Here is a 20905-nt window from a genome sequence, read left to right as displayed (position 1 = left end):
TTTATGGTCTTTGATCAGCTTAATTGCGCTGCGATCTTCGCTTTCGTCGGAGGCCCGTAGATACCGTCAGCAGTTAAACCGTTAACAGACTGAAAACGGGCAACTGCGTCAGCTGTTTTCGGTCCGTAAACGCCGTCAATTCCGTTGTTAACAGCGCCTTTATCAGGGTAAAAATACAGAGCCGCAAGTGCTCGTTGCACCTGAAAGACATGTTCTCCTGAGGTATAAGGTGTTGTCAATTGAATGATACCATCAGGGAGCGGATAGAGCTCGGGTTCTTCAGTGGACGATGGAGCACTTACAATTAATACTTGACCAACGCGAATAAGATTCGGGTCTTCGATATTGTTCCACTCTTGCAGCTGAGCAACCGTAACACCAAATGCTCTCGCTATGGATGTAAGTGTGTCGCCCTGTTTCACGACGTAAGTTTGGCTGCCGCCTCCCCCAATTCCTGCTTTGAACGAATCCCACGTATCTAACAATTTTCGCGGACATTCCTTCCCTGACCAATACTTATGAGGGACGACATTGGCGAGACTGATATTTTGTTCAGCCATTAATGTTTTGATGAGCCACTGGGCATTTGCTGTTGCTTTTGCAAAATCGCCATCGGCATTTTCGCAAATTTCAATTCCAATAGAAGCCCGGTTGCCGCTGCCATTTCCGTCTCCCGCATGCCAGCCGTTTTCATTTAAAGGCAGATGCTGATAAATTTCTGTATCATCAACTGTAAAATGCCAGCTTGTCGTCGTATCAGGATTTTTCAAATAGCGGGCATGCGCTGCAGCATCTGCTCCTACTGCGGTATTCGCTGTATTGTGCACCGTAATGTAAAGCGGCGTCATTGCGTAGCCTGGACGGTTATTTGCGCCAACCGGAATAAAGTCTTGAATAATGTTAACCATTTTCATCTCTCCTTATTTCGTCAGATTATTGTCCCTTAACAAGTCGCGCTGTTTTTTCCCTTTTTCTGTTACGTAGTTGTTTTTAAACCAAGCGGCAAGTGTCGTTCCAATTGTAAATGCGATGGAACCGGCTGAATAAAGAGCGTCAGCGAGCTGATTGACCTGCTCCTCCTGAATGTCCAATGGTGATTTGCCGAGTATCAGCATGGTCTGGTTGATTAAAGCAATTAAAAGAAGCACCGTCCTGATGACCGTGCCCTTGTCAAACGTGTTCATAAAAATCCCCCTTTAATGCTGCAGCAGACTGTACATAATGGCGATGGCTCCGCCAATAATGCCTGTAGACACTGCTGTAATGATGGCACCTGTGATGGTGCGTTTAATCCACGTTGTGTTTTCTTCAATTTTGTTTAATTTTTCGTTCAGCGTCATGATTTGCTGGTCTTGCCGATCAGACACGCGTTCTAATGCGGAAACCCTCTGCTCAAGTGCTTTGTGCTCGCCTTTCATGTCTGCTAAATCCTGCTGAAACACATTCACATCTGCCTCTTGCTGCATCTCTCACTCCTCCTTCACATGCAGATCACCTCCCTTCCGAGGGCCGAGACTGTTATGAAACCGCGGTCCCTTTTACCGAAAGAGTACCGCCGGTGATACTGATAATCTCCATGATGATCTCCTTAAACCCTTTAATATCAAAGGCCCATGCCTCAGCTTTTCCTAATGTACTGGAGGCAGTGGTAGCATCATCAGTTTTCACGCCTCTGATCGGTAGTTTCTGTCCTGACACCGATTTGCCCCAAAATTTGACTTCGCTCATTTCCGCTGTGCCGTAGACTTCAACGAGTAAATGCGCGGCACCATCAACAGGTAAAGAAGCACCCTCGCCGGCGGACTCTGCATTTTCATGAAAGACAAAGTCAAATGTTTTGCGAGCCTCGACTTTCAGCCGTCCATCGTGTGTTTGATTCTCCGCAAAGTCAATCTGTAAAGGCGTTTTTCCATTGACACGCACATCCATCTCACCCGCACCGACTGATTGGTATAATACAAACTCAGATTGCTGAAGATTCCCGTTCACATAACGGAAGCGATAATAGCGTTTTGAAAGGTATACCCAATCCGTCGCTGTCAGGACACCTGCTGCGACATTAACTGCTGCTGTCGTTGTCCAAACATTATTGTTGTCGCTTTCTTCAATAAAGAGCGTACCTTCACGATCTGCATACGCCCAGCCCTTCACTTTCGAAATCAGAACTGCGCCAAGCCTGTCTTGCCCGAGCTGACTGTATGCCTCAGTCGCCTTTAAGGCAGCATTTGTTAAAATCTCCGCTGCACCCGACAAATTCGCAACAGGTGTCACAAAATCATTTTTTCCTCCTCGATAGGGCTTTACAGCGCCGGCTTTTCCAGTCCTATCGAGAGGAAATTCATATTGATACTTCACCATCTTCATCCTCCTTTGATCTAAAAACAGGCAAAATAAAAAAGCCTTACATGGCTTTACCGGTAATTTCTTTATACTGGTCAGTTGTGATCAGCTTTTTGTTCACACCTTCTGCCAGATCCTCAATTGAACAGTCTTGATATGCTAAGGCCTGTTTCACCATATCCGTTGTCGCCCACTCATAATAGAGGGCAAGCACCCAATAATTCATTCAGCATAATCCCCTTTCAAAGAAAGTATTGAAAGCTTTATATCTGCCAGCTCGCTTCCCAAAATTTTGTTCAGCTCTTCAAGCTGCTTGCGTTCCAGCTTTTCTTGTGACAATTCTTGAGCGAGAAGCTCCACCTGATCAGGCGGCTCATACGGCGGATTTTTTTGCAGCTCCTCCCACCAGGTTTCGAGTTCTTTTTGTGTTGGGATGGGCGAGCGCAGGTTCCACTCGGCTATATAAGACCCTTCCCCGTCATTTTGAACGATAAAATCTCTTGTTGGGTCTGCACTGGGGTATTTAAACATGATTGCTTCTGCGATCATCATTTTGCCTCCTATCTTATACTGTAGGATAGTTAAGTCCTCCAAGTTCTTGGACGTCTATATAGTTGTATAGCTCGTTAAAATCGGATACACCTCTTCTATCATCACCGCTATAATTGCAATAACAATAGATCTCTATATAGTCACCTTTGTTCATAGGAACGGTTACATTACCATTTAATCCAAGGTACATTTCATTTTGCTTATCAACAAAGTCCCCTCTCTTATGGTCAATTGGTTTATACAATGATCCATTTAGATAGAGTTTCAGATGAAAATTGATGTAAGCCGGTGTATTTATCATATACAGCCCAACTCCCACTAAAAACATTCCATCATTAGGGGCAACGAATCTACTATTATTTGTGTCAAAAGCATTATGACTATCTTTTATTTTGCGTTTAAACTGAATTTTTGTATGGTTAGCTTTATTTAAATATTGTATGCTGTTGGCCCGAATATTGGCATGTGCAAATCCAGAAATTTTATGCCAAGCTGTCCAGCCTGTACCAGCCCACCAATGGCGGATCCAAGTCCCAACATGATCATAGCTTCCACTAGTTGTGTCTGCATTTCCATAAAAATACTGAGTAAAGCGATAATTACTATGCTTTTCATTTTTTACAATGCCATAGGTAAGTGGGTAACCGGTAGCGTTATTAGCTCCTATATCCATGAATGTGATACCAGCTGGGTAATCATTTCCGCTTATTCTCGCATCTTGGATTACATTTGTTCCTGTTAAAACAGTTAATTTTTGATTAGAATAATTTGCATCAACATAGTTTTTAGCATCATCTAAGGCTTTATCTGCTTTAGTTTGAGCACTTGCCTCGGTCTCGATCTTATTCCATCCTTTAAACACGCCATCTGTATGAATCGTTGCCATCCAAAAGGTTCCGTCGAAACTTCTAGAGGCCAAAATTGTTTTTCGGCCGCCACCTCCTGTTTCAATAACATCATAGTTATACCATGATCCATCTCCCAAAACAGGATTGTTTATTATGACATTCCCTACTGCATAATAAAAGCCAGAGGGCAGCGTTAATAAGTCAGTTCCATCTGGGATTTTAGTTCGGCAACCTTGAGTATCAGTTAATCTATATAGTTGTGCATTATTCCATTTGTCCTTATCGGATGTTGTTACATGGATATCTGTTTTATTGGCATGTGCATCTATCTTTGACTGCACTCCCGTTATAGACTCAATTTGATACCAATTGATCGCACTATCGTTAGCGTTATAGAAAAACCACCAAGCATTACCTCCCACATCCACAGCATACCCCATGCCTATTCCTAGCTGACCGACCAATTGCATACCTCGAAGACTTGTGTTTGACGGGTTATCTGTGACCGCGTTTGTTCCATAGAAAGTAACAGTCCCAACATCTTTGAGCGAATCATAAAAAGATCCAGATGACAGGTTAATCTTTTGTGTCCCGTTATCGGCAGTTACTTTAAATAACTGTCCAGAATTCCATTTGTCTTTATCGCTTTTATTTACATGTATTTCAGTTTTTTCTTCATGGCTCCTCACCTTAAATTGAGCGCCTTCTGAAGTTTCTAATTGAACCCAATCAGTCCAGCCGGAATCATTCAGGCTTTTTCGCCATGTACCTCCTTCATAATCCATTGCCAAAGCTTCTCCATAAGATTTGTAGCCAATATACAATCCTCTAGTGGCAAACGGTGGGGTATTGATTCCCGTCTTATCAGTATAAAAGAAAAAGGTTTGATCCAATTCTTCCACAATCTTGTGAAAATCCAGACCGTTTTGGATGCTTGCTAGATATTTTCCTTTTTCATCAGTTAGCTTAGTTAATTGTGCGTTGTTCCACTTTGTCCTCTCACTGGATGAAATGTGTATGGTTTCATCTGAAATATGCTTGTCAAAATCCTTCTTCGCCGCCTGCTGCACATTATCCACATTCCCCAGCCCGATTTGCGCCTTTGTTGTGTTGTGGGGGTTGTTCATGTCGTTTTTGTGGGCGGCCAGGTCGGTGTGGGCGTCTTTTATGCCTTTTTCCCAGCGGTTGACGTCATCTTCGTTGATGGGGTCGTCCGGAAGCCAGTCTGTTTTTTCTTCGTATGCCATGTTTACACCACCTCAAAAGTAAATCTGAAATCGAGTGTTCTGTTTTCGCTAACGTCCAGGTCAGTCTTTCTCTCTATGATCACATTGCCCAGCTCGTCAAAAATTTGTACCATTTCGATATGCTTGATGTCTTCCTCACGTTTTGTCAGAACGGTGACGGTCGCACCGTCAATGGCGAGCTCTACTATTTCTGTTTTTTGGCCGTTGAGCAGCACGTGATCGATTCTGCTTTTTAGATCAGCCGCTGTGCGTTCTCTGTATATGGTTGAAATCAAGTTAAGACCACCTCATTGTTGTTAAGAGTGACAGAATAACCGACCTTGAGCTCACTGGCTGTTCGGTATCTGCGGTGATTCAGGATGACTGTATCTTTGATTTGCAGCGTCTCATTCAATCCTCCTCTGAGCGTATACGCCAAATGAGCGGGTTTCATGTTTTCTATCGCTTCGATCAGCTCATTCATGTGCTGGAGGTCATCAACATTGATATCGACGTTAAATCGGTATTCGCCTGGAAGCAGGCGGACCTGTGCAGACGGGTTTTTCAAGAAACGGTTTACCGCCTGCTCAATGGCCCTGTATGTGATGGGCGGGATGTTCGACATTTTGGAAATGAGCCGTAATCGTCTGATCTCATCTGTGTCGCCTGATTCCCGGGGCACATTTAAAATCTTTTCCCAGCGGCTAAGCCCCCATGTCGCCGTCGGTACGAATAACTGATCCGTCAGATCAAATATGCTGTTATTTTGTTTATCAAACTCAGGCGCTTCCGCTTTCAGCAGTTCAGCCATTTCTTTAAGGCTGGTGAGAAACGGCGGCAGATACGCTGTCATGTCATCTTGTTTGCTCAATGATCTTCACCTGCCCAAGCTTAGGAATTTCCACGTCGCTCAGCACCAGATTTTCAGACGTGCCGTTGATTTGAATATTGGAGTAGTCACTGACTGACGGTGAATTATAGACGATATTGTTAATTTGAGAAAGACGGATGACGTTATCTTCAAACGCCATTTTCTTAAAAAGATTTAAAACGCCTTCCTCAATTTCTGACTTCACTTCATCAATTGAGTGATTGATCTCAGGCAGCACTTCGGCAGAAATCTCAACTTCTTTCCAGACCGCGCTTTCCACTGTGACAACGGCTCCGATTGGCGCCTGTCCCTCTCCCTGTCCTGGTTCAGGGTCGATATAATCTTTCACTTTTTGAATTAAAATTTGAGAAGCGGGCTCAAGATTTGCATTCGTGACGACAATTTTGACCGTGCCTTCACCGTTCCAAAGCGGGAAGATCTTTGCCTTCCCCACACCGTCCACTTCTTCAGCCCACTCCTTATAATGCATTTTATTGGCACTGACGGCCTCACGCCGAACCCTTGTAAAATACCGTTCCCGCAAGCTGTCATCTCCTTCTTCCTCGCGTCCCGGAATCAGGATTTCTTTGACAATGGCCGTTTCTAAACCGGGAATGGTATCCAATGATAGTAAATTGCGTCCGGTCAGATTGGCATTTCCCGCTTCACCAGGTGTTTCACAGATGAGCGTCCCGTCTGCCGTATATTGAAAATAAAGATTATCCACGTAGAAACGGGAGCCGACAGGAATGGTTACTCCAGACGTAAACTCTCCCGCTCTGACAGCCTTTGTCGCGGCAGTTCTTTCAATTCCCGCTTCCGCTGCACGCCTGTCTAAAAATTCGCCTTGTGCGGTATCAGAAAAAACTAGCTCAAGCACAGTATCCATCCATATATAAGACTTCGCAAGCTCGGCCGCCGCCGGGGCTAACGCATTATAAATGACGCTGCCTTCTCTTGTGTCAATATCTGCGGAAATGCTGTTCAGCATACGCTCCATAATCGCTTCAAAAGTCTGATCTTCAAACATCTTCGCCAATCACCTCCTCAATCTCAAGCGTTCCTTCATCCGTCTCCACCACGAAGGACACATGAAACGCGTCGCCTTGTTTTTCAATCTCAAAATCTGTTACAGCCGATATCCGGTCATCATAAACCAGCGCCTCTTCTATCAGTCTCGGGATCTCCATCTTTTTATAGGCATCAGTCGTCTCATGATCTGTCAGCACGTCCTGAAGCTCGTTTCCGACATTATGGCTGTATATGGAATACGCATAGCGTTCTGTCTGTAAGGCGATATACACGAACTGCCTGATCGCTTCAAGCCCGGTAATCAGCTCATTCGTAATTCTTCCGTTTTCAAAATCTATTTTGTACGTTTGCGAGGTTTCAATGACTTCGCTCTCATCTTCAAAATCCTCAAACTCCACTTCTGGTGTCAGGGCCATGATGCCCACTCCTTTTTACATGCTAAATAAAAACCCCTTCGTATTGAAGCGGTTTTGTCTATACCTTATCTAAAATAAAAAACGATTGCCCGCCAGTCAGAGCCGCGGTCATGAGGCGATCCCCCGGTTCGAGTGCATCGTCTCCTCCGGACTGCATCCGTTTTGGGATAATGATGGCGTCAGCCGGTATGATCAGTTTGCTGTTTTCTTTTAATTTGATTTCCACAGGAGAAACCGAAACGACTTCAGCCGGGAGCAGTTCTACCGGAAACTCAGCGTCAACTGCGCCGACTGCCAAATGTTTTATAGCCTCACTTAATCTCATCAGGAAACTCCTTCCGGCATCGTATTCTTTTCCACAACATCGATCGTCATCGTATGTTTCGTTCCTTTAAATTCATGCCGGTCCGTATCTACCCAATAGGTTTTCTTGATGCCGGCCTCCGGAATCGAAATATAGACGGGCAAGCCGCTCTGCACTTCCGGGATGCCCACTGCCTGAATATTTTTCAGTTCTTTTTTCACGCCCTTTTTTTCAGCAAGGCGTACATCTGCCCGCTGCTGAAGCTGTGCCTGGTTGATGTCATCTGTGACCGTTTCCGTATATTGAAGCACACCGTATTTATTTAAGCCTGAACTGTCCTTGGCAGAGGCTTTATATGTCTTATTGTCCTTTTGCCGGCGAAGCACCACCCGAGTAGCAGTGTCGTTTATAGAAGTGCTGTATTGGTAGCCTGTGATATTGACGCCCGTTTCAAGCACCCATACCTCTGACGGATCTGGCCAAGCGCGCAGACCAAGCTTTCCTTTTTCCGAATACAGCTGGTAATGTCGTCCTGTCTGGCTTTTCGTCTGTTTCAGCGCTTTTAATATGATGTCATACAATGTCGTATCATTTTTAATGACAAGACTTTTGATCGTATGGCCTGTGTTTGCGATCGAGGTTGTCGGTATCTGGAAGTCACTAGCAATCCTTCTGATGATCTGGTCGACCCGCTGATTGGAAAACACGTACATATCCTGGTTTTTGACCAGGTACTGAAGCATGTCATAAGCGCTGAAGGCAAGCGTATGCTCGTCCGGGGTTCTTGCAAACACAATGCCCCGAAAAAGCTCTTTTCCCTTCCATTTAAACAAGACCGTATCTCCTTCTGAGACACTGTAATACGTCTGGTCGCCCTGTTTGGTGACGATGGTCGCTTCAATGGAGCGCGGCGCCTGATAACGATGGCCCTCAAGCGATACGCTTTCTGCAACCAGCTCAAGCCACTCTGTGTCTTTAATGACGAACAGTTCTATCATCATACATCACCTGTTTCATTGCGGTATCTTTAATTTTTGGCCGGGAAAAATCCAGTGGCCCGGCTGCCTGATGTTCCGTTTGCTTCGTTTGATCATTGCTGTTTTATTGGCGTTCCAAATTTTGCGCCATTGAGTGCTGTTCCCGTAAAATCTGCCTGCAATGTCCCATAGCGTGTCTCCCATTTTCACTGTGTACGTCTTCGGCGCAGCCTTCGACGGACGTTTTGCCTTTGTTTTTTTCTTCTGCTTGATTTTCCGCGGGGAAGCGGTTTTGTATTCTTTTAATTGAATATCAAAGGTGCGATCACCTATATCCTGCTGGCCTTCGCTATAGGAAAAACCTTCAATGCTGCATGTTAAATTCACTTTAGTTCCCGTAATCAAAAACTGGACCGGTTTTTTGGCCTTCATCCATTTCTCAATTTTTGATATCGCATTTTCCGGCGACGGGAAGGTTTGATATTCAGCTATTGGGCTGTATTTCTTCGGGAAAAACGAAGAGAACGAAATTTCTTTCGCTCCTTGTTCGTCAATAAATGTAAGGTCACCGAACTTGGCTACTTTAACCGTCTCATTCTGAACCGTATTTGAAATATTCAGCTGGTCGGGAAGAACGGGGAGCCGCAGCTTGTCCTTCCCTTGTGAAATCCAAAATTCATATACGGATTTAGTCAAATGCAACGACTCCCTTCGTTCCAATATTGATATCCTTTTGCAGTTCGTCTATAAGTGCCTGCTTGATTTTCGCTGCAAGGGTTTCAGCGTCCTGTCCATTATGGAAGTGCTGGTCTCCGTTAAATTGAATATAAATCTCTTTTGATCCGGAAACCGTTGCGGTTGGCTGGCTAGCTGAAGTAACAGCGGAAACTTGTCCTGAAGAAAGCTCAGACTGCTGGGATTGAGACGGATCTGTCACTTCCATACCAAGAGCTTGCGCAGCTCTCTGAAGGAGGTAGCGGCCGCGGATGCCTCGCTCCTCCGGAATGATCCATTCACGTTTATTTCCTTCTCCGACACGTGCAATTTGTTCTTTTGTAATCAGCCCGCCGTTTGCGTAACCGACATACGGTCCGCCATGATTCAAGCTTTTAATACCCGGCACATTGTTGATTGATCCGTATCTGCTTTTAATGTAGCCGATCGCAGCAGCTGCGTTGTGAATCGGGTTTTTAATGTTACCCATCCCCGGTGCTTTATGGTCATTAAAGGTGCTTGGGATGGTCTGCATCAGCCCTTGTGACGGATGCCCCGCTTTTGCGTTGCTGTCCCACAAGTTAATGGCATTCGGATTGCCTCCGGATTCATGCTGCGCAATCGTCATGAGTCCCGGAAGCCAGCTCACAGGTGTCTTGGTGGCCATGAGAGCAGCCATAATCCATTGTTTTACGTTCCCGCCCATGGCTCCCATTCCGGAATAGGCAGCCGCCAGTGATCCGGCTTGTTTTTCAGCAAATTTCTTTACATCTACTGAGCCAAGGCCTTTGACAACACCAATTGAAGCAAAACGCCCCAAGCTCATCATGACACGGGAAGGTGAATGAATATCTAGCTCCTCACGGAAAGCCTGCTCCACTCTCTGGGCCATATCCTTTGCTGCTTGTTTTACTTCACTGGATTTAGAATTCATGCCTGTCACAAAGTTTCCGATCAAACCGGAGCCCCAGCTGTTCGATGTGTCTTTTGAACGCAGGAACGGTTTGTCAACATGTGTACTCACATACTGTGCAGTCCCTGTTTGGGATGAGTTTTGTCCTTGCGCAAAGCCTTTGACCGTACCTGTCCCCCATGAAGACGATTTGTTCACAGTGGCTTGGAACGGTGTTTTGACCTTTGATTGCAAAAAGCCGTCTGTGCCGGTTGCAGTGCCGTTTTGGCCCTTGGCATACCCGCTCACCATTTGTTTACCGTAATTTGGTGAAGCAGAAATCATTTGTGTAAATGGCGTATTGATGTTTTTCTTTTTCCAGTCTTCCATTTTGACAGGTTGATTGCTTATTCCCTTGTCAAAGCCCTCTGAAAATTGCTGTCCGAGGTCTGAAGCTTGGCCGTTAAGGCTAGATGTATTAATAGAAGATGGCATTGAAGCAGATTGGCTGCCAACAGTGTTTAGAGCTGTCCCATCTGAAAGTGTAGAGGCTGATGCCATATCATCGACCACATGCATGCCCAATTTCGATGCGGCTTGCGCTAACAGCATTTTGCCGCGGCCGCGATTGTTGTCGACTGGAATGACAAATTCCTTACCCGCTTCACCGATCCAAGAAATAGTTGGTTTCGTAATAAAACCACCTGAGGCGTTTTTATCAGTTTTCATTCCAAAGTCTCTGTGAGCTTTCTCTCGTCCATTTTGAAAACGCTCTACCTTTTCTTGAACCCAAGACGTCACTCCGCCGCCCAATTTTTGAGCAGTTTTTACTACTTTCCCTCCTGCAGACTGTACTGCATCCCAAGAATCTCCTAATATATTTTTTCCCCACTCTTTTACTGAATCCCATTTTCCAGACCACCAGTCTTTATTAAATAGGCTGTCTTCAAGTGTAGATTTGAATTTTTTCCAAAGTGACTTTGTATTTTCCCATTTTTCCTTTGTCCAGCCTTTAACACCTTCCCACTTACTGGACCACCAATCTTTATTAAAGACTGTTTCTTTTACTTTTGATTTAATTGATTCCCAAACAGAAACGGCACCGTTCCATTTTTCCTGAGCCCAGCTCTTAACGCCTTCCCACTTACCGGACCACCAATCTTTATTAAAGACTGTTTCTTTTACTTTTGATTTTACAGAGTTCCAGACAGAGGAAGCTTGATCCCATTTTTCCTGTGTCCAACCTTTTACGGACTCCCATTTTCCGCCCCACCAATCACTATTGAAAAGTGTAGACTCTAATGTACCGTATGCATAACCAGCTTTTTCAGCCCACCAATTTGAGTCAAAAAAAGTAGTAGAAGCTGTATCTTTTATATTAGTCCATGTATCACTAAGGCCTCCGAGAGTATCACTCGTTGTTGTTTTAACACCTGTCCATTTTTCATTCCACCAATCACCATTAAATAATGTATTTGAAATGTTCTCTTTGATTTGAGAAGTATCAAACATCTTACCAATGTTCTTACCTGCTTCTTCGCCGCCGATTCCGCCTACTAATCCGCCGCCAATTCCGCCGATTGCCCCGCCGATTGCTGTACCTTCCGGACCAACGAAAGATCCAATCGTTGCACCAGCTTCCGCTCCGGCTGTTGCACCAGCTTCCGCTCCGGCAATGCGTCCTCCGATTGAACCAACCTTTTCGCCAGCATTATCTTTATTGATTCCAGCTAAATCAAACACTGCTAAAGCAGATCCTACGTATGGAACAGCCTTTCCCATTCCTCTGAACGCTTTACCTAGTTTGGATGAATCCTTCCCTAGCGATTTTAAGCCTCCAAGCCAGTTCTTTAACTTGGAACCCGAGGTCCTAGGTGCACTTTCAGCAGGTGTGCCGCTTTGGCGTCTTCTTATCACCTCTCCAGGAACCTTGAGTGTTCTGTTTGGAGCCTTTGTGGGACTTTTCTTTTTTCTATAGGTTTTTTTATTTTTAGTGCTCGGATTGAGGCCGCCGCCTTCACAGCAGTCACAGCAACAATTTCCTCCTGTATTACGGTTAAGGACTTTTTTATCTGTGTCAGAATATTCACCAGAATCGTCCTTTTTTTGTGGTCCTAGGATTTTATCAATGATCTTATCAAACACATCATTTTTCAGCTTTTCTATCAATCTCTCTTTGAAACGATCCAAAAAAGCTTTGCCTATTTCATTGAGTGTATCTTTAATCCAAGGCCAAGCTGATTTTGTCCACCAATCCTTCAGCCAACCTTTTATTTTTCCGACCCATCCAGGTTTTTGATCTGAGCTTTTATCAGAGCCTTTATCTGAGGATTTGTCTGATTCTTTCTTAGAAGTTTCTTTGTTAATCGGGCTTTCTTTTTTATTGATTTTGTCTGATATTTTTGTCTTAACAACCACTTTTACATAATAGGTTTTTTCAAATTTCCTTAGAAGGGCTGTTAATCGATTAACTGTTTTGGTGATTTCATCGATGACCTTTAGTTTTACTGTGTATCCGCTTTTCAAATTTTTCTTAATATAACCGATAATCCTTTTAACTGTAGAAGTAACCTTGTCATCTGGAATCAAAAGGAATGATAGCTTTTGATTAGATAGCATCTTCTTTATTTTTTTATACGCAGCTGCTGTCCGGTCTACCAAAGAGACAGTCAGCTTCGTTTCTTTCGGCAGCCGTTTAAGTTTTCTTTCAATTGCATCAAGCTTTGAAGTGACTTGGTCATCAAGTACAACTTTAATTTCAAGCGATTTCGCGAATTTCAAAATGATATAGTCGTTTATTTTTCTCAGCCGGTAAAATGCCTGATCTTCCGCTCTGATACTGATTTTGATTTGCCGATTAATGGTTTTGACTTTTTTTTCGACCTCTTGGAATCCTTTATGTATCCGTTTTAGTTTTTTAGATACCTTGTCTTCGAGATCAAAACGGGCTGTTAATTTTGCGATATTAGTTCCCTCCTCTCCTTGATTCTTTTTCTAATAGATCTAGCTTATAACCTATCAACCCAAATAAAAGAGCTTTAAAATGTTTTGGTGCTTCATATAATTCAAGAAGTTGGGATGGCGAGTAATGAAGCTCATGCATTGCATAGTACAAATACACAGCTTCCTTATCGCCATCCTTTACTAGTTTTTTGCTTCTTCTTCTAGATCTTCAAGATCATCTTCAAAACCATTGATTTCAATTGCTTTATTCAGCCAGTTCGCATACTCTCCCCCAACAGATAATACACGTTTGGCAACTTCTACCGGATCCGCAGTTTTGTATGCTTCCCTTAAATCTTTTGAACGAAAATCAGGATAAATAGTAGATTCGATGGCAATTCTCGCATAAAAGCGCTGAGAGTCTAAATCTTTGACACGGCCGCGGCCTTTCACATTTTTAAATGTGGTGTTTTCTTTCTCTAATTCATCAATACGTTCAGTAGTAATTGGTTTTAAAATAAACGGAATGACATTCCCTTTTTTATCAACAAAACGCTTTGAGATCGGCACTTTGATTTCCTCAGCTTCAATTGTTTTTCCCGGCATAAAAAAGGAAAGATCATATACGTTTTCGTTCTTCTCGCTCATGTAAAAAACTCCCTTGTCTATTGTTTGGTTTCATCTTTAAAAAACAGACCTTTCTGAGAAAGGTCTGCGTATGGGCTGATTCAGCTTTGATTAAAACGTGTCAGATAGCTTTTCAGGGACGTCGAAGTCTTCGAATGTAAATGGAACTTCTTCCTCTAACGCTTCTGAATCGACATCAAGGCTTGCAATTTTGGCAGAGTCAAAGTTGACGTCGTACAGCGTGACTCGCTCTGTGCCCCGGCCGGAGGATTGATCATCCAGCACGGCTTGGAGTGTGAAATAAGGGTCGCTGCCTTTTTTGACATAGTCCATCATCAATAGCACGAATTTTGATGTGACTTTGTAGAACGTTGCGGTCCCTGTTCCATTTGCCCCTGTTGTCTTATGGCCTGTCATGCGGCGGCCCATAATGTTGACTTCAGATTTGTTTTTCTCAACGTTTGCTTCAAATGTTTTGATATGCGCCATTTCCTCACCATCGAGAAATAAGCGGCCTTCTTTTCCTGAGATTGTGTTTTGTGCTTTTAATGCCATATTAGTTTACCTCCACATTAAAGTAGAATTTTTCTGCTGCGTCGACAGGCTGTACAGCCAGGTCAATCAAGAAGCCGTCACGATCTTCATTCATTGAAATTGTGATATCTTCATCGGAATCAAAGCCAGTGATGCCGCCCGCATCCTGAAGCGTTGTCATGTATTGCGTGATCATCGTTTTTACATACTGCAGTCCGTCTTCAGATGCCGGGATATCGCTTCCGCTGCCTTTTCTTGATTTAATTAAGGCTTTCAGCTCGCGTGTTAAATCATTATTCACAGCATCCAGGACACGAACGATTTTGTTTTTCGCAAATTTCTTGTTTTTCTCAGCTGTGAACGTCACGAGTGAGTTAATGTCCTTTTCTACGCTGACGGATTTGTCACGGGCGTCGAATGTGAATAAAAATTCACCCTTGCCCAGACGTTCAACAATCGTATCGTGGTCAAGGCGGTGTAACACATCAACGGCGCCTTCGTACTCTACAAATGTGAGTGATTGGTTAAAGGTTGCACCTGCACTCGCTCCAGCTACCCAAGCTGTTGCTTTATCCGGTGTAACTTCCGTGCCATCTTCAAGCAGCACACCCTCTGTTACGTTGATGATGCCTTCATAATCACCGGCATAATTGGCTGTGACGCCTTGCACTTTTTGTCCTTGGCCGTCGCGAAGGCGTTTAATGAAAGCAGCAAACGTCGCCTTCAACTGGTCACCTTCTGCAACAGGCAGCGCAATCACATCAAAGCTCTCCGTTTCAGCCGCGGCTAAGAAATCTGTATAGTCGGAGTTGACAGGGGCTTTATCCGTACCGCCAGATAAACGGATTCCCGCGGATGCATTCAGCGTCTCAGCTGCAGTGTCTCCTTCTGATCCAGTGAGAGGAATCGTTGAAGAAAGATCGCCTGTTCCGGTAAAAGTGACATAGCCGTTAGCTGTTAATTCTTCAGCCTTTTTGACAGTCTGTTTATCAACCTCTGATTCGTCCATATATGTTGTCACATCGAAAGAATTAGCATCCAGCACATTTTGATTGATGCGGATGATAATGTCATTTCCTTTTGTTCCGCCATATACTGCAGTTGCTTTGACGCCTTCAGCAATATCAGCAGACGCTCGGACACCTTCGGTTAGTCGGTACATCAATACCGTTTTCGCATTTTTCTTCGCTTCACGCAGCAGCAATAAAGACGGGTCATCAATGCTGAGGCCCACTTTTTTGTTTAGGTCTTCAACGCTGGAAATGGAGACGAACGTTTTCGCTTCGCCCCAGCTTGATGCGACCGGAAGTGCGACTGTTCCTCGTTCACTGAGTGATACCCGCTCCTGTGCCGTCGTTTTAAAGTTAAAATAAATGCCTGCACGTTCTTTTTCTTTGCCTGTTGTAAATGTTCCGCCATTCATGATGACATGACCTCCTTGGTTAGAAATGTTTGAATCAATTGGTTGGCTTCTGATTTCGTCATACGTGGTTGATCCACGCCAAATAAAGCCCCCTGAAGAATATCCGGCTTAACGCCGAACAGTTCCTTCGCGTGCTTAATCAAATCCGCTGTATCAAATAGAGCTTCCCGGCTCTTTGTATGTACAGCCTTCTTCTGTTGTTTGTCCTTCACCGTTTATTTCACCCCGCTGTTCATGTCGATATCCTGTAAGACAGGCTGTTCTGTTTTGTGATAATAATATCGGCTGCTCCACCTGATCACCATGGCCGCCTCGCCCCTGTCTCCTACCCTTGTCTCGATTTGGGAGATGCGAACCATATCCCCCGTCTTCTCGCCGGATTCACTCAGCAGCGGAATCATATTTCTCGCTTCTCTGATGGCATCCGCGAGCCTGTCCGCTTCATCCAGAGCCTGAACGGAGTCCAGATGAAACAGTTTTACATTGAGACTGTAGGTTTTTTTAAATGTGGAAACCGTATCTGTTTCCTCGAAAACAGATGGTGGCGGGACGTATAACGACGGCACCTGAAAGCGATCAGGAAGCTCGCGTTCATAAATGGGAACAGACCACCGGCTGTACAAAAACGCCATGATCGATCCTGTTTCACTGTTCATCCTGCTCCTCCTTTACAGCTTCTTCAGCCACTGGCGCAGTTTGCTTTCCAGCGATTTTTCAAACAGCTGTTCATATAAAAGCAGTGCATGATCCCAGTAGCCCGTGCCCGGTATCCATTTTCTCTTAAGCGCCATTCCCGTTGAAGCCGCTGGATCATAAATAAACCGTGAGCCTTGAAAACGCCCCGGCACCCATCTCACATCTTGTTTTGACGTCCAATGGCCGTCATTAAGAAATGAGGCGTAATCAAGCTGTGTCCCCACCTCAAGCGAAAGCCCGCCGCTTTGCACAATCCAGAGATTGTCCTCTGCGCCTTTCTCAAAGGAACTGAGCAGTTTTTCTGTATCAATCGTTTGTGCGCTGATGAGTTCAGTTTGGACGATCTCCAGAAAATCTTGCCCGCACTCCTCAAGCCACCGGGACGCCTGTCTGGAAAAACCGCCTGAAGCCGCTTCTTTTAATGCCGTGTTCAGCTGTTTCAATCCCGCTATTTTCATAGGCTTTCATCCCTGACTGCGACGACCTCCCAATGATGATGTCTGATCCTTTTCGGCAGCTTTAGTATATATTTATGATTCACCCAAATGATTTTATCGTTCACGCGGATGTCCGCTGACAACGGAAAATGGACAAGAAAGCTATGATATACAGTTTGATCCGGCTTCTCCTGAATCAGCTGCTGCGTTTTTTCGGTAAAATAACAAGGGACATCTTGTTCATCGGGTGTATCCGGATATGAAATCACCGGCTGCAGCCTGTCTGCCGGAATCCCAAATCGGCCTGCAGACGGCGCTTGCGCTGCTTCATGATAAATATCGCAACGGTGAATAAGCATCTGCTTGTAGCTCATAAAGATCTCACCTTCAGTCTGGAGGATTCAGGGACGTAGCCCGGCTTGATAAACTCTTCGAGCAAATGATACACCTCAGGCCGCTGAATCCCGCCTTCTCCGGAAACCGTGTAGGAATAATCCCCCATTTTCTCAGACTGATAGCTTGATGAGGCAGATTCATCGCTGTTGACAAGCGCAAAATACTGGGCAAGCTTTACTAAAGCCAACTTCACCTTACCGGGCAGCGGATCATACAAGCTGTCTTCAAAGCGGTGGCCCGTGATGAGAGCCGCTTCTGCTTCCGCCTCGATGATATCCTGCGCCAGCAGCTCTTCCGGCCTGTTTTTCACCCGATCATAGACCGAATAGGAGGCTACGTCAGTCGGTTCAATGAGCATGAGCTGACCACCTCGTTTCTATTATTCTTTTACGTTAATTAATTTCGCGCAGGCATCCTCTTCCTCGAACTTGCTGTCCAGCTTGGCCGTTAAGACAATAATGAATTTACGGGAGCGGATGTCTTTGTCGACTTCAATTCGGATATTGCGGGAGAAGCCGAGAATGATATTTTTCGGATGGGTGAGAATGATATCAGAAGCGTCATATTGCGCGTCTCCCTCACCGACTGTGTACGGCTGAATATTGGATACCCCTTTGACCGGTACGCCGAATGCTGTTGACAAGCCGCCCTGAACAGCCTGGTCCCCAAGGTTTGTCTGGCGGTCTGCCACGCGGTCCTTCCATTCAACTTCTAAGCCGTGAGACGTATAGAATCTGAATTCCTGAGGGATGCGCAAATATTTTGGCGGAACTGCCTTTAAGCCTTTCTTGAATGTCGCTCTGGACAGTTCTTCACCGTTCATGTCAACGATATGGGAAACTGCCTGTTTACGGATGCCGTCCAGCTGTGCCAGATACGGATCAGCTGATGCTGTATCACCGTTAACGATCAGCTCTTCAATATCAACTGCTGCGCGCTCTGCTAAAATTTGCATGATTGTCTGCTGCAGGCCGTCTTTTTCAATATTGTTTTCAAGTGTGTCATACGTAATGTTAATTTCCGCAATGACTTCCTTCGTGTTCAGCTGGACCGTGCTTGTCGTTGGAACTGTCAGCTCGTCGTTTGACAGTGCTTTTCCTTCTTGCGCAGCCCGCAGAATACGCTGGCCGAAGCCGATTTTCTCAAATTTTTGCGAGTCATTTTCCATTTGAATCACGCGGGATTCACTGAAAATGGTCGGCGTGTTTTGCACCATGCGGATAAAAGCCGATGCTTGCGCAGGGTTCATAAGCCCGCCGCTTTTTAAAGCAGAAAGCGACATTTCCGCTTTCCGAATGATCTCTTGATTTCTCAATTGATTTCCTCCTCCTTGACTGGTTTTACAGCAGTCCGCTCCAGATTGATTTTTTGACTTGCTCTGTATTGCCGCCCGTATCGTCCGCTGTCTGCTTAGACGCGCCTCGCGCTTTTTCCAAAGCCTCAATGCGTTCGATCAGCGGGGCAAGCATGTCTTCAACGAGCTTTTTCAGACGCTCGTCATCACCCGTCTGCTCCGGCTTTTCCTCCGTGTCTGTGTTTTTTTCAATCCGCTCAAGCCGTTTGAGCAGAGGGTAAAGCGCATGCTCGAATGATTCTCTCATGTCTTCTTTTCTCATTTCTTCAGTCTCCTTCCCTGTTTTGTCAGCAAGCATTTGCTTGAATACACTGAAGAACCCTGCTTTTTCGACCGGTTCTTCTTCATACACATCTGCAGTGCCCGCCATGCTGTAGCCGGTGATAATTCCAGCCTTAATCTGTTCCCACACCTCGTCAGACGCTCTTGTCACGAGCACCCATGAGCCCTTTGTAATCCGCTTTGACCCGATCATAAAATCATCGGGCGCCACATAGGACTCGACCACGACGCCGGTCCCGCCCTCAAAGCTGTGATTGATATCAATCTCCCGTGCCTCCGCGAGAAAACCGTGCGCTGCTTTTTCAATTTCCTCGGCGGTCATAAAATCGCCGTGGGCATCAGGAACATCAGGCTCATATACGATTCCGTACACGAGCTTTTGTTCATCCTGCTCACTTTTTGTAAACAGCCGAACCTTTTTTTCAAATGACGGAGGTTCGGCTGACTTCGTAAAGAAAAATTCTGTCTGGTTAGCCGCCTTGTCCACATAACTGACAAAGCTGATTTTGGCATTTCTTAATTCTCGCGCCACCTGCTTGATTCACCTCCCTTCAGGACGTTTTGATAGCTTCGATGCTTTCTTTCAACTCCTCCATGAGCGCAGCCAGGTTTGTCTTTTCCGCATCCTGTCCTGCAGGCCGTTTATAAATGTCCTCCGGCCACTCCTCAAGTGTTTTGCCAAGCACCCGTCCGGCAAGGTCGCGTAAATCATTCGGCGAGACTGCTCCGGCTGTAATAAAAGGACCGAGCACCTTCGCAATCTCAAGCGGATCACGAAAGTCCGGTCCTTTTAATGTCAGCCTGACGTCATGGATATTCAGCTCCGGCAAAAGCAGCGTGTTCAGTTTATTCACAAGCGTTTTTCGCTCCGGCTGAAAAACCTGCTCCTCCGTAATTTTTCTAGCAGTATCCGCTGTCGCCCGGTTGTATTCCTGGGCCTCGCCTGTATACAGCGGCGGGAGACGGAACGCTGAACGCAGCTTATTTCTGCTTTTTTCATCGTATTCAAGAAACAAGGCGTCGTTTTGGAGAATTTCCGCCAAGGATTTGATTTCCACGGAAACCGGCGTAATATCCTCGCCTCCATGGAGATCCTTTTCTTTTGCGATTCCTTCCGCTTCGATCAGGAGAAATTTATGGGCGTTTTCCACGCCTTCAAGATCATTCATGTATTCCTGCAGCTCCCGGTAAGAAGCTTCAGACAGCATCCCGTTTTCCACTGTAATCGCAGCGGGGACGTGACGCCCCTGCTTAAAATACATAAAATTGAGCTCTTCTGCTTTTCGGGCTCCGTATAAATTGACAATATTGCCGATCCAGCGGGGTACACCGTATACGCCGCTTCCAATTTTGAGGTGAATGGCTTCATTTGCTTGATACTTCTCTGCCAATGTGTTTACATATTCACCTGTACGCATATCCATTTTTCGCGGATCGCCGTATTCTTTAAAAAATACTTTCTTTCCATTGATCATCTGCACATATTTTCGGAAGCGTCTTTGCCTTTTGATCCTTTTCATTTTCCCGTTTTCTTCATATACAAATGAGACCTCTACAGGCTCGCCTGCTCCGCATACGCGCATATATTTCACATCTAAATATTCGATGCCTGCAGGTTTTCCCGCCCCGTCACGAAGCACTTCCATAAATCCGTTGCCTGTTTTTTCTCTGTCTTCGATGGCATAGCCTAAAATCATTTCAGCTGATTCATCAAAGTGAAGACATTTATAAAAGGCTTCGAGTCTGGCCCAGTCTTTTTCCGCTCTTTTCTTTTTTGCCTGATCGACATCACTTGCGTTGACATCAAATGTGTACTCAACATCGAATCCAAATCCTGTAATATTCACTCTATACGCATCAATGCATTGCTGAAGAATGGTCGAGTATTCGGCAATGGTTTTGAGCTCGATGATATTGTAGGGCGGAGCGATAATGTCCTCTCCGTACAGCTCAGAAAAGTCATCTTCATAGATTTGCTTTGTCTGAGGAGCCGCGGCATTGGCTTTAAATACAGTTGCTCTGACTGTTTGATTGTGCATGA

At 45.1% G+C, this 20905-nt stretch carries 27 protein-coding genes; all 27 read right to left on the bottom strand.

Annotated features, from left to right (window positions below; translation table 11 throughout):
• Positions 1-14 precede the first annotated feature (14 nt).
• Positions 15-908: an N-acetylmuramoyl-L-alanine amidase gene (locus tag AC0OMA_RS07150; protein ID WP_181218957.1), complete on the bottom strand. Its 894-nt coding sequence runs from the start codon at positions 906-908 to the stop codon at positions 15-17.
• Positions 909-920: 12 nt separating this feature from the next.
• Entirely contained in the window at positions 921-1184 is a 264-nt protein-coding gene (locus AC0OMA_RS07145) for a phage holin (protein WP_015483133.1), read from the bottom strand.
• A gap of 12 nt (positions 1185-1196) precedes the next feature.
• A complete protein-coding gene (locus tag AC0OMA_RS07140) occupies positions 1197-1466 on the bottom strand; it encodes a hemolysin XhlA family protein (protein ID WP_003232655.1) in 270 nt (89 codons plus the stop codon).
• A 52-nt stretch (positions 1467-1518) separates the two neighbouring features.
• Positions 1519-2358 (bottom strand): phage-like element PBSX protein XepA, encoded by an 840-nt coding sequence (gene xepA, locus AC0OMA_RS07135; protein ID WP_181218955.1) that lies wholly within the window; start codon positions 2356-2358, stop codon positions 1519-1521.
• A gap of 43 nt (positions 2359-2401) precedes the next feature.
• Positions 2402-2566 (bottom strand): XkdX family protein, encoded by a 165-nt coding sequence (locus tag AC0OMA_RS07130; RefSeq protein ID WP_063335098.1) that lies wholly within the window; start codon positions 2564-2566, stop codon positions 2402-2404.
• Positions 2563-2892: an XkdW family protein gene (locus tag AC0OMA_RS07125; RefSeq protein WP_181218953.1), complete on the bottom strand. Its 330-nt coding sequence runs from the start codon at positions 2890-2892 to the stop codon at positions 2563-2565. Before AC0OMA_RS07125 ends, AC0OMA_RS07130 begins: the two co-directional genes overlap by 4 nt.
• Before the next feature lie 13 nt (positions 2893-2905).
• On the bottom strand, positions 2906-4987 hold the full coding sequence (locus tag AC0OMA_RS07120) for a terminase (RefSeq protein ID WP_322839562.1): 2082 nt from the start codon (positions 4985-4987) through the stop codon (positions 2906-2908).
• 2 nt (positions 4988-4989) lie between these two features.
• Positions 4990-5262, bottom strand: a complete 273-nt coding sequence (locus AC0OMA_RS07115; protein ID WP_015383444.1) for a hypothetical protein — start codon at positions 5260-5262, stop codon at positions 4990-4992.
• Positions 5259-5837: a YmfQ family protein gene (locus AC0OMA_RS07110; protein WP_042974283.1), complete on the bottom strand. Its 579-nt coding sequence runs from the start codon at positions 5835-5837 to the stop codon at positions 5259-5261. Before AC0OMA_RS07110 ends, AC0OMA_RS07115 begins: the two co-directional genes overlap by 4 nt.
• Positions 5821-6867: a baseplate J/gp47 family protein gene (locus tag AC0OMA_RS07105; RefSeq protein ID WP_047182489.1), complete on the bottom strand. Its 1047-nt coding sequence runs from the start codon at positions 6865-6867 to the stop codon at positions 5821-5823. Before AC0OMA_RS07105 ends, AC0OMA_RS07110 begins: the two co-directional genes overlap by 17 nt.
• Entirely contained in the window at positions 6860-7285 is a 426-nt protein-coding gene (locus tag AC0OMA_RS07100) for a DUF2634 domain-containing protein (RefSeq protein WP_015483130.1), read from the bottom strand. Before AC0OMA_RS07100 ends, AC0OMA_RS07105 begins: the two co-directional genes overlap by 8 nt.
• A 58-nt stretch (positions 7286-7343) precedes the next feature.
• A complete protein-coding gene (locus AC0OMA_RS07095; protein WP_474222003.1) occupies positions 7344-7610 on the bottom strand; it encodes a DUF2577 family protein in 267 nt (88 codons plus the stop codon).
• Positions 7610-8587, bottom strand: coding sequence for an XkdQ/YqbQ family protein (locus AC0OMA_RS07090; RefSeq protein WP_474222426.1), 978 nt, complete (start codon positions 8585-8587; stop codon positions 7610-7612). The genes AC0OMA_RS07095 and AC0OMA_RS07090 overlap by 1 nt, the downstream gene beginning before the upstream one ends.
• Before the next feature lie 15 nt (positions 8588-8602).
• Positions 8603-9262: a LysM peptidoglycan-binding domain-containing protein gene (locus AC0OMA_RS07085; protein ID WP_474222001.1), complete on the bottom strand. Its 660-nt coding sequence runs from the start codon at positions 9260-9262 to the stop codon at positions 8603-8605.
• Positions 9255-13136 (bottom strand): transglycosylase SLT domain-containing protein, encoded by a 3882-nt coding sequence (locus AC0OMA_RS07080; protein WP_474222425.1) that lies wholly within the window; start codon positions 13134-13136, stop codon positions 9255-9257. Before AC0OMA_RS07080 ends, AC0OMA_RS07085 begins: the two co-directional genes overlap by 8 nt.
• Before the next feature lies 1 nt (position 13137).
• On the bottom strand, positions 13138-13287 hold the full coding sequence (locus AC0OMA_RS07075; RefSeq protein ID WP_003239113.1) for a hypothetical protein: 150 nt from the start codon (positions 13285-13287) through the stop codon (positions 13138-13140).
• A 29-nt stretch (positions 13288-13316) separates the two neighbouring features.
• Positions 13317-13763 carry a phage tail assembly chaperone gene (locus AC0OMA_RS07070; RefSeq protein ID WP_003232676.1) on the bottom strand — a complete coding sequence of 149 codons (447 nt, stop codon included), beginning with the start codon at positions 13761-13763 and terminating at the stop codon, positions 13317-13319.
• A gap of 90 nt (positions 13764-13853) precedes the next feature.
• Positions 13854-14297, bottom strand: a complete 444-nt coding sequence (locus AC0OMA_RS07065; protein WP_003232677.1) for a phage tail tube protein — start codon at positions 14295-14297, stop codon at positions 13854-13856.
• 1 nt (position 14298) lies between these two features.
• Positions 14299-15699, bottom strand: a complete 1401-nt coding sequence (locus AC0OMA_RS07060; protein ID WP_003245369.1) for a phage tail sheath family protein — start codon at positions 15697-15699, stop codon at positions 14299-14301.
• On the bottom strand, positions 15696-15911 hold the full coding sequence (locus AC0OMA_RS07055) for a YqzN/YkzM domain-containing protein (protein ID WP_015383435.1): 216 nt from the start codon (positions 15909-15911) through the stop codon (positions 15696-15698). Before AC0OMA_RS07055 ends, AC0OMA_RS07060 begins: the two co-directional genes overlap by 4 nt.
• Before the next feature lie 3 nt (positions 15912-15914).
• Entirely contained in the window at positions 15915-16355 is a 441-nt protein-coding gene (locus AC0OMA_RS07050; protein ID WP_015483126.1) for a hypothetical protein, read from the bottom strand.
• A gap of 12 nt (positions 16356-16367) precedes the next feature.
• Positions 16368-16853, bottom strand: coding sequence for an HK97 gp10 family phage protein (locus AC0OMA_RS07045; RefSeq protein WP_327830597.1), 486 nt, complete (start codon positions 16851-16853; stop codon positions 16368-16370).
• Complete coding sequence (locus tag AC0OMA_RS07040) at positions 16850-17206, bottom strand: YqbH/XkdH family protein (RefSeq protein WP_474222000.1); 357 nt, start codon at positions 17204-17206, stop codon at positions 16850-16852. The genes AC0OMA_RS07045 and AC0OMA_RS07040 overlap by 4 nt, the downstream gene beginning before the upstream one ends.
• A complete protein-coding gene (gene yqbG / locus AC0OMA_RS07035; protein ID WP_021479474.1) occupies positions 17203-17586 on the bottom strand; it encodes a protein YqbG in 384 nt (127 codons plus the stop codon). The genes AC0OMA_RS07040 and yqbG overlap by 4 nt, the downstream gene beginning before the upstream one ends.
• 21 nt (positions 17587-17607) lie before the next feature.
• Positions 17608-18543, bottom strand: coding sequence for a phage major capsid protein (locus tag AC0OMA_RS07030; RefSeq protein WP_003232690.1), 936 nt, complete (start codon positions 18541-18543; stop codon positions 17608-17610).
• Between the two features lie 25 nt (positions 18544-18568).
• Positions 18569-19396 (bottom strand): XkdF-like putative serine protease domain-containing protein, encoded by an 828-nt coding sequence (locus AC0OMA_RS07025; RefSeq protein ID WP_015483125.1) that lies wholly within the window; start codon positions 19394-19396, stop codon positions 18569-18571.
• 19 nt (positions 19397-19415) lie between these two features.
• Positions 19416-20903 carry a phage portal protein gene (locus tag AC0OMA_RS07020; RefSeq protein WP_063335087.1) on the bottom strand — a complete coding sequence of 496 codons (1488 nt, stop codon included), beginning with the start codon at positions 20901-20903 and terminating at the stop codon, positions 19416-19418.
• Between the last annotated feature and the right edge of the window lie 2 nt (positions 20904-20905).

The organism is Bacillus sp. AMCV2 (assembly GCF_056033925.1).
The sequence above is the reverse complement of the archived record's forward strand: the minus strand, read 5'-3'. Positions and strand labels throughout refer to the sequence as shown.

Bases quoted from the DNA above. Each gene is read 5' to 3' on its own strand.
- AC0OMA_RS07150 (WP_181218957.1), bottom strand. From the start codon at position 908: ATGGTTAACATTATTCAAGACTTTATTCCGGTTGGCGCAAATAACCGT.
- AC0OMA_RS07145 (WP_015483133.1), bottom strand. From the start codon at position 1,184: ATGAACACGTTTGACAAGGGCACGGTCATCAGGACGGTGCTTCTTTTA.
- AC0OMA_RS07140 (WP_003232655.1), bottom strand. From the start codon at position 1,466: ATGCAGCAAGAGGCAGATGTGAATGTGTTTCAGCAGGATTTAGCAGAC.
- xepA (WP_181218955.1), bottom strand. From the start codon at position 2,358: ATGGTGAAGTATCAATATGAATTTCCTCTCGATAGGACTGGAAAAGCC.
- AC0OMA_RS07130 (WP_063335098.1), bottom strand. From the start codon at position 2,566: ATGAATTATTGGGTGCTTGCCCTCTATTATGAGTGGGCGACAACGGAT.
- AC0OMA_RS07125 (WP_181218953.1), bottom strand. From the start codon at position 2,892: ATGATGATCGCAGAAGCAATCATGTTTAAATACCCCAGTGCAGACCCA.
- AC0OMA_RS07120 (WP_322839562.1), bottom strand. From the start codon at position 4,987: ATGGCATACGAAGAAAAAACAGACTGGCTTCCGGACGACCCCATCAAC.
- AC0OMA_RS07105 (WP_047182489.1), bottom strand. From the start codon at position 6,867: ATGTTTGAAGATCAGACTTTTGAAGCGATTATGGAGCGTATGCTGAAC.
- AC0OMA_RS07100 (WP_015483130.1), bottom strand. From the start codon at position 7,285: ATGGCCCTGACACCAGAAGTGGAGTTTGAGGATTTTGAAGATGAGAGC.
- AC0OMA_RS07095 (WP_474222003.1), bottom strand. From the start codon at position 7,610: ATGAGATTAAGTGAGGCTATAAAACATTTGGCAGTCGGCGCAGTTGAC.
- AC0OMA_RS07090 (WP_474222426.1), bottom strand. From the start codon at position 8,587: ATGATAGAACTGTTCGTCATTAAAGACACAGAGTGGCTTGAGCTGGTT.
- AC0OMA_RS07070 (WP_003232676.1), bottom strand. From the start codon at position 13,763: ATGAGCGAGAAGAACGAAAACGTATATGATCTTTCCTTTTTTATGCCG.
- AC0OMA_RS07065 (WP_003232677.1), bottom strand. From the start codon at position 14,297: ATGGCATTAAAAGCACAAAACACAATCTCAGGAAAAGAAGGCCGCTTA.
- AC0OMA_RS07060 (WP_003245369.1), bottom strand. From the start codon at position 15,699: ATGAATGGCGGAACATTTACAACAGGCAAAGAAAAAGAACGTGCAGGC.
- AC0OMA_RS07050 (WP_015483126.1), bottom strand. From the start codon at position 16,355: ATGAACAGTGAAACAGGATCGATCATGGCGTTTTTGTACAGCCGGTGG.
- AC0OMA_RS07045 (WP_327830597.1), bottom strand. From the start codon at position 16,853: ATGAAAATAGCGGGATTGAAACAGCTGAACACGGCATTAAAAGAAGCG.
- AC0OMA_RS07040 (WP_474222000.1), bottom strand. From the start codon at position 17,206: ATGAGCTACAAGCAGATGCTTATTCACCGTTGCGATATTTATCATGAA.
- yqbG (WP_021479474.1), bottom strand. From the start codon at position 17,586: ATGCTCATTGAACCGACTGACGTAGCCTCCTATTCGGTCTATGATCGG.
- AC0OMA_RS07020 (WP_063335087.1), bottom strand. From the start codon at position 20,903: ATGCACAATCAAACAGTCAGAGCAACTGTATTTAAAGCCAATGCCGCG.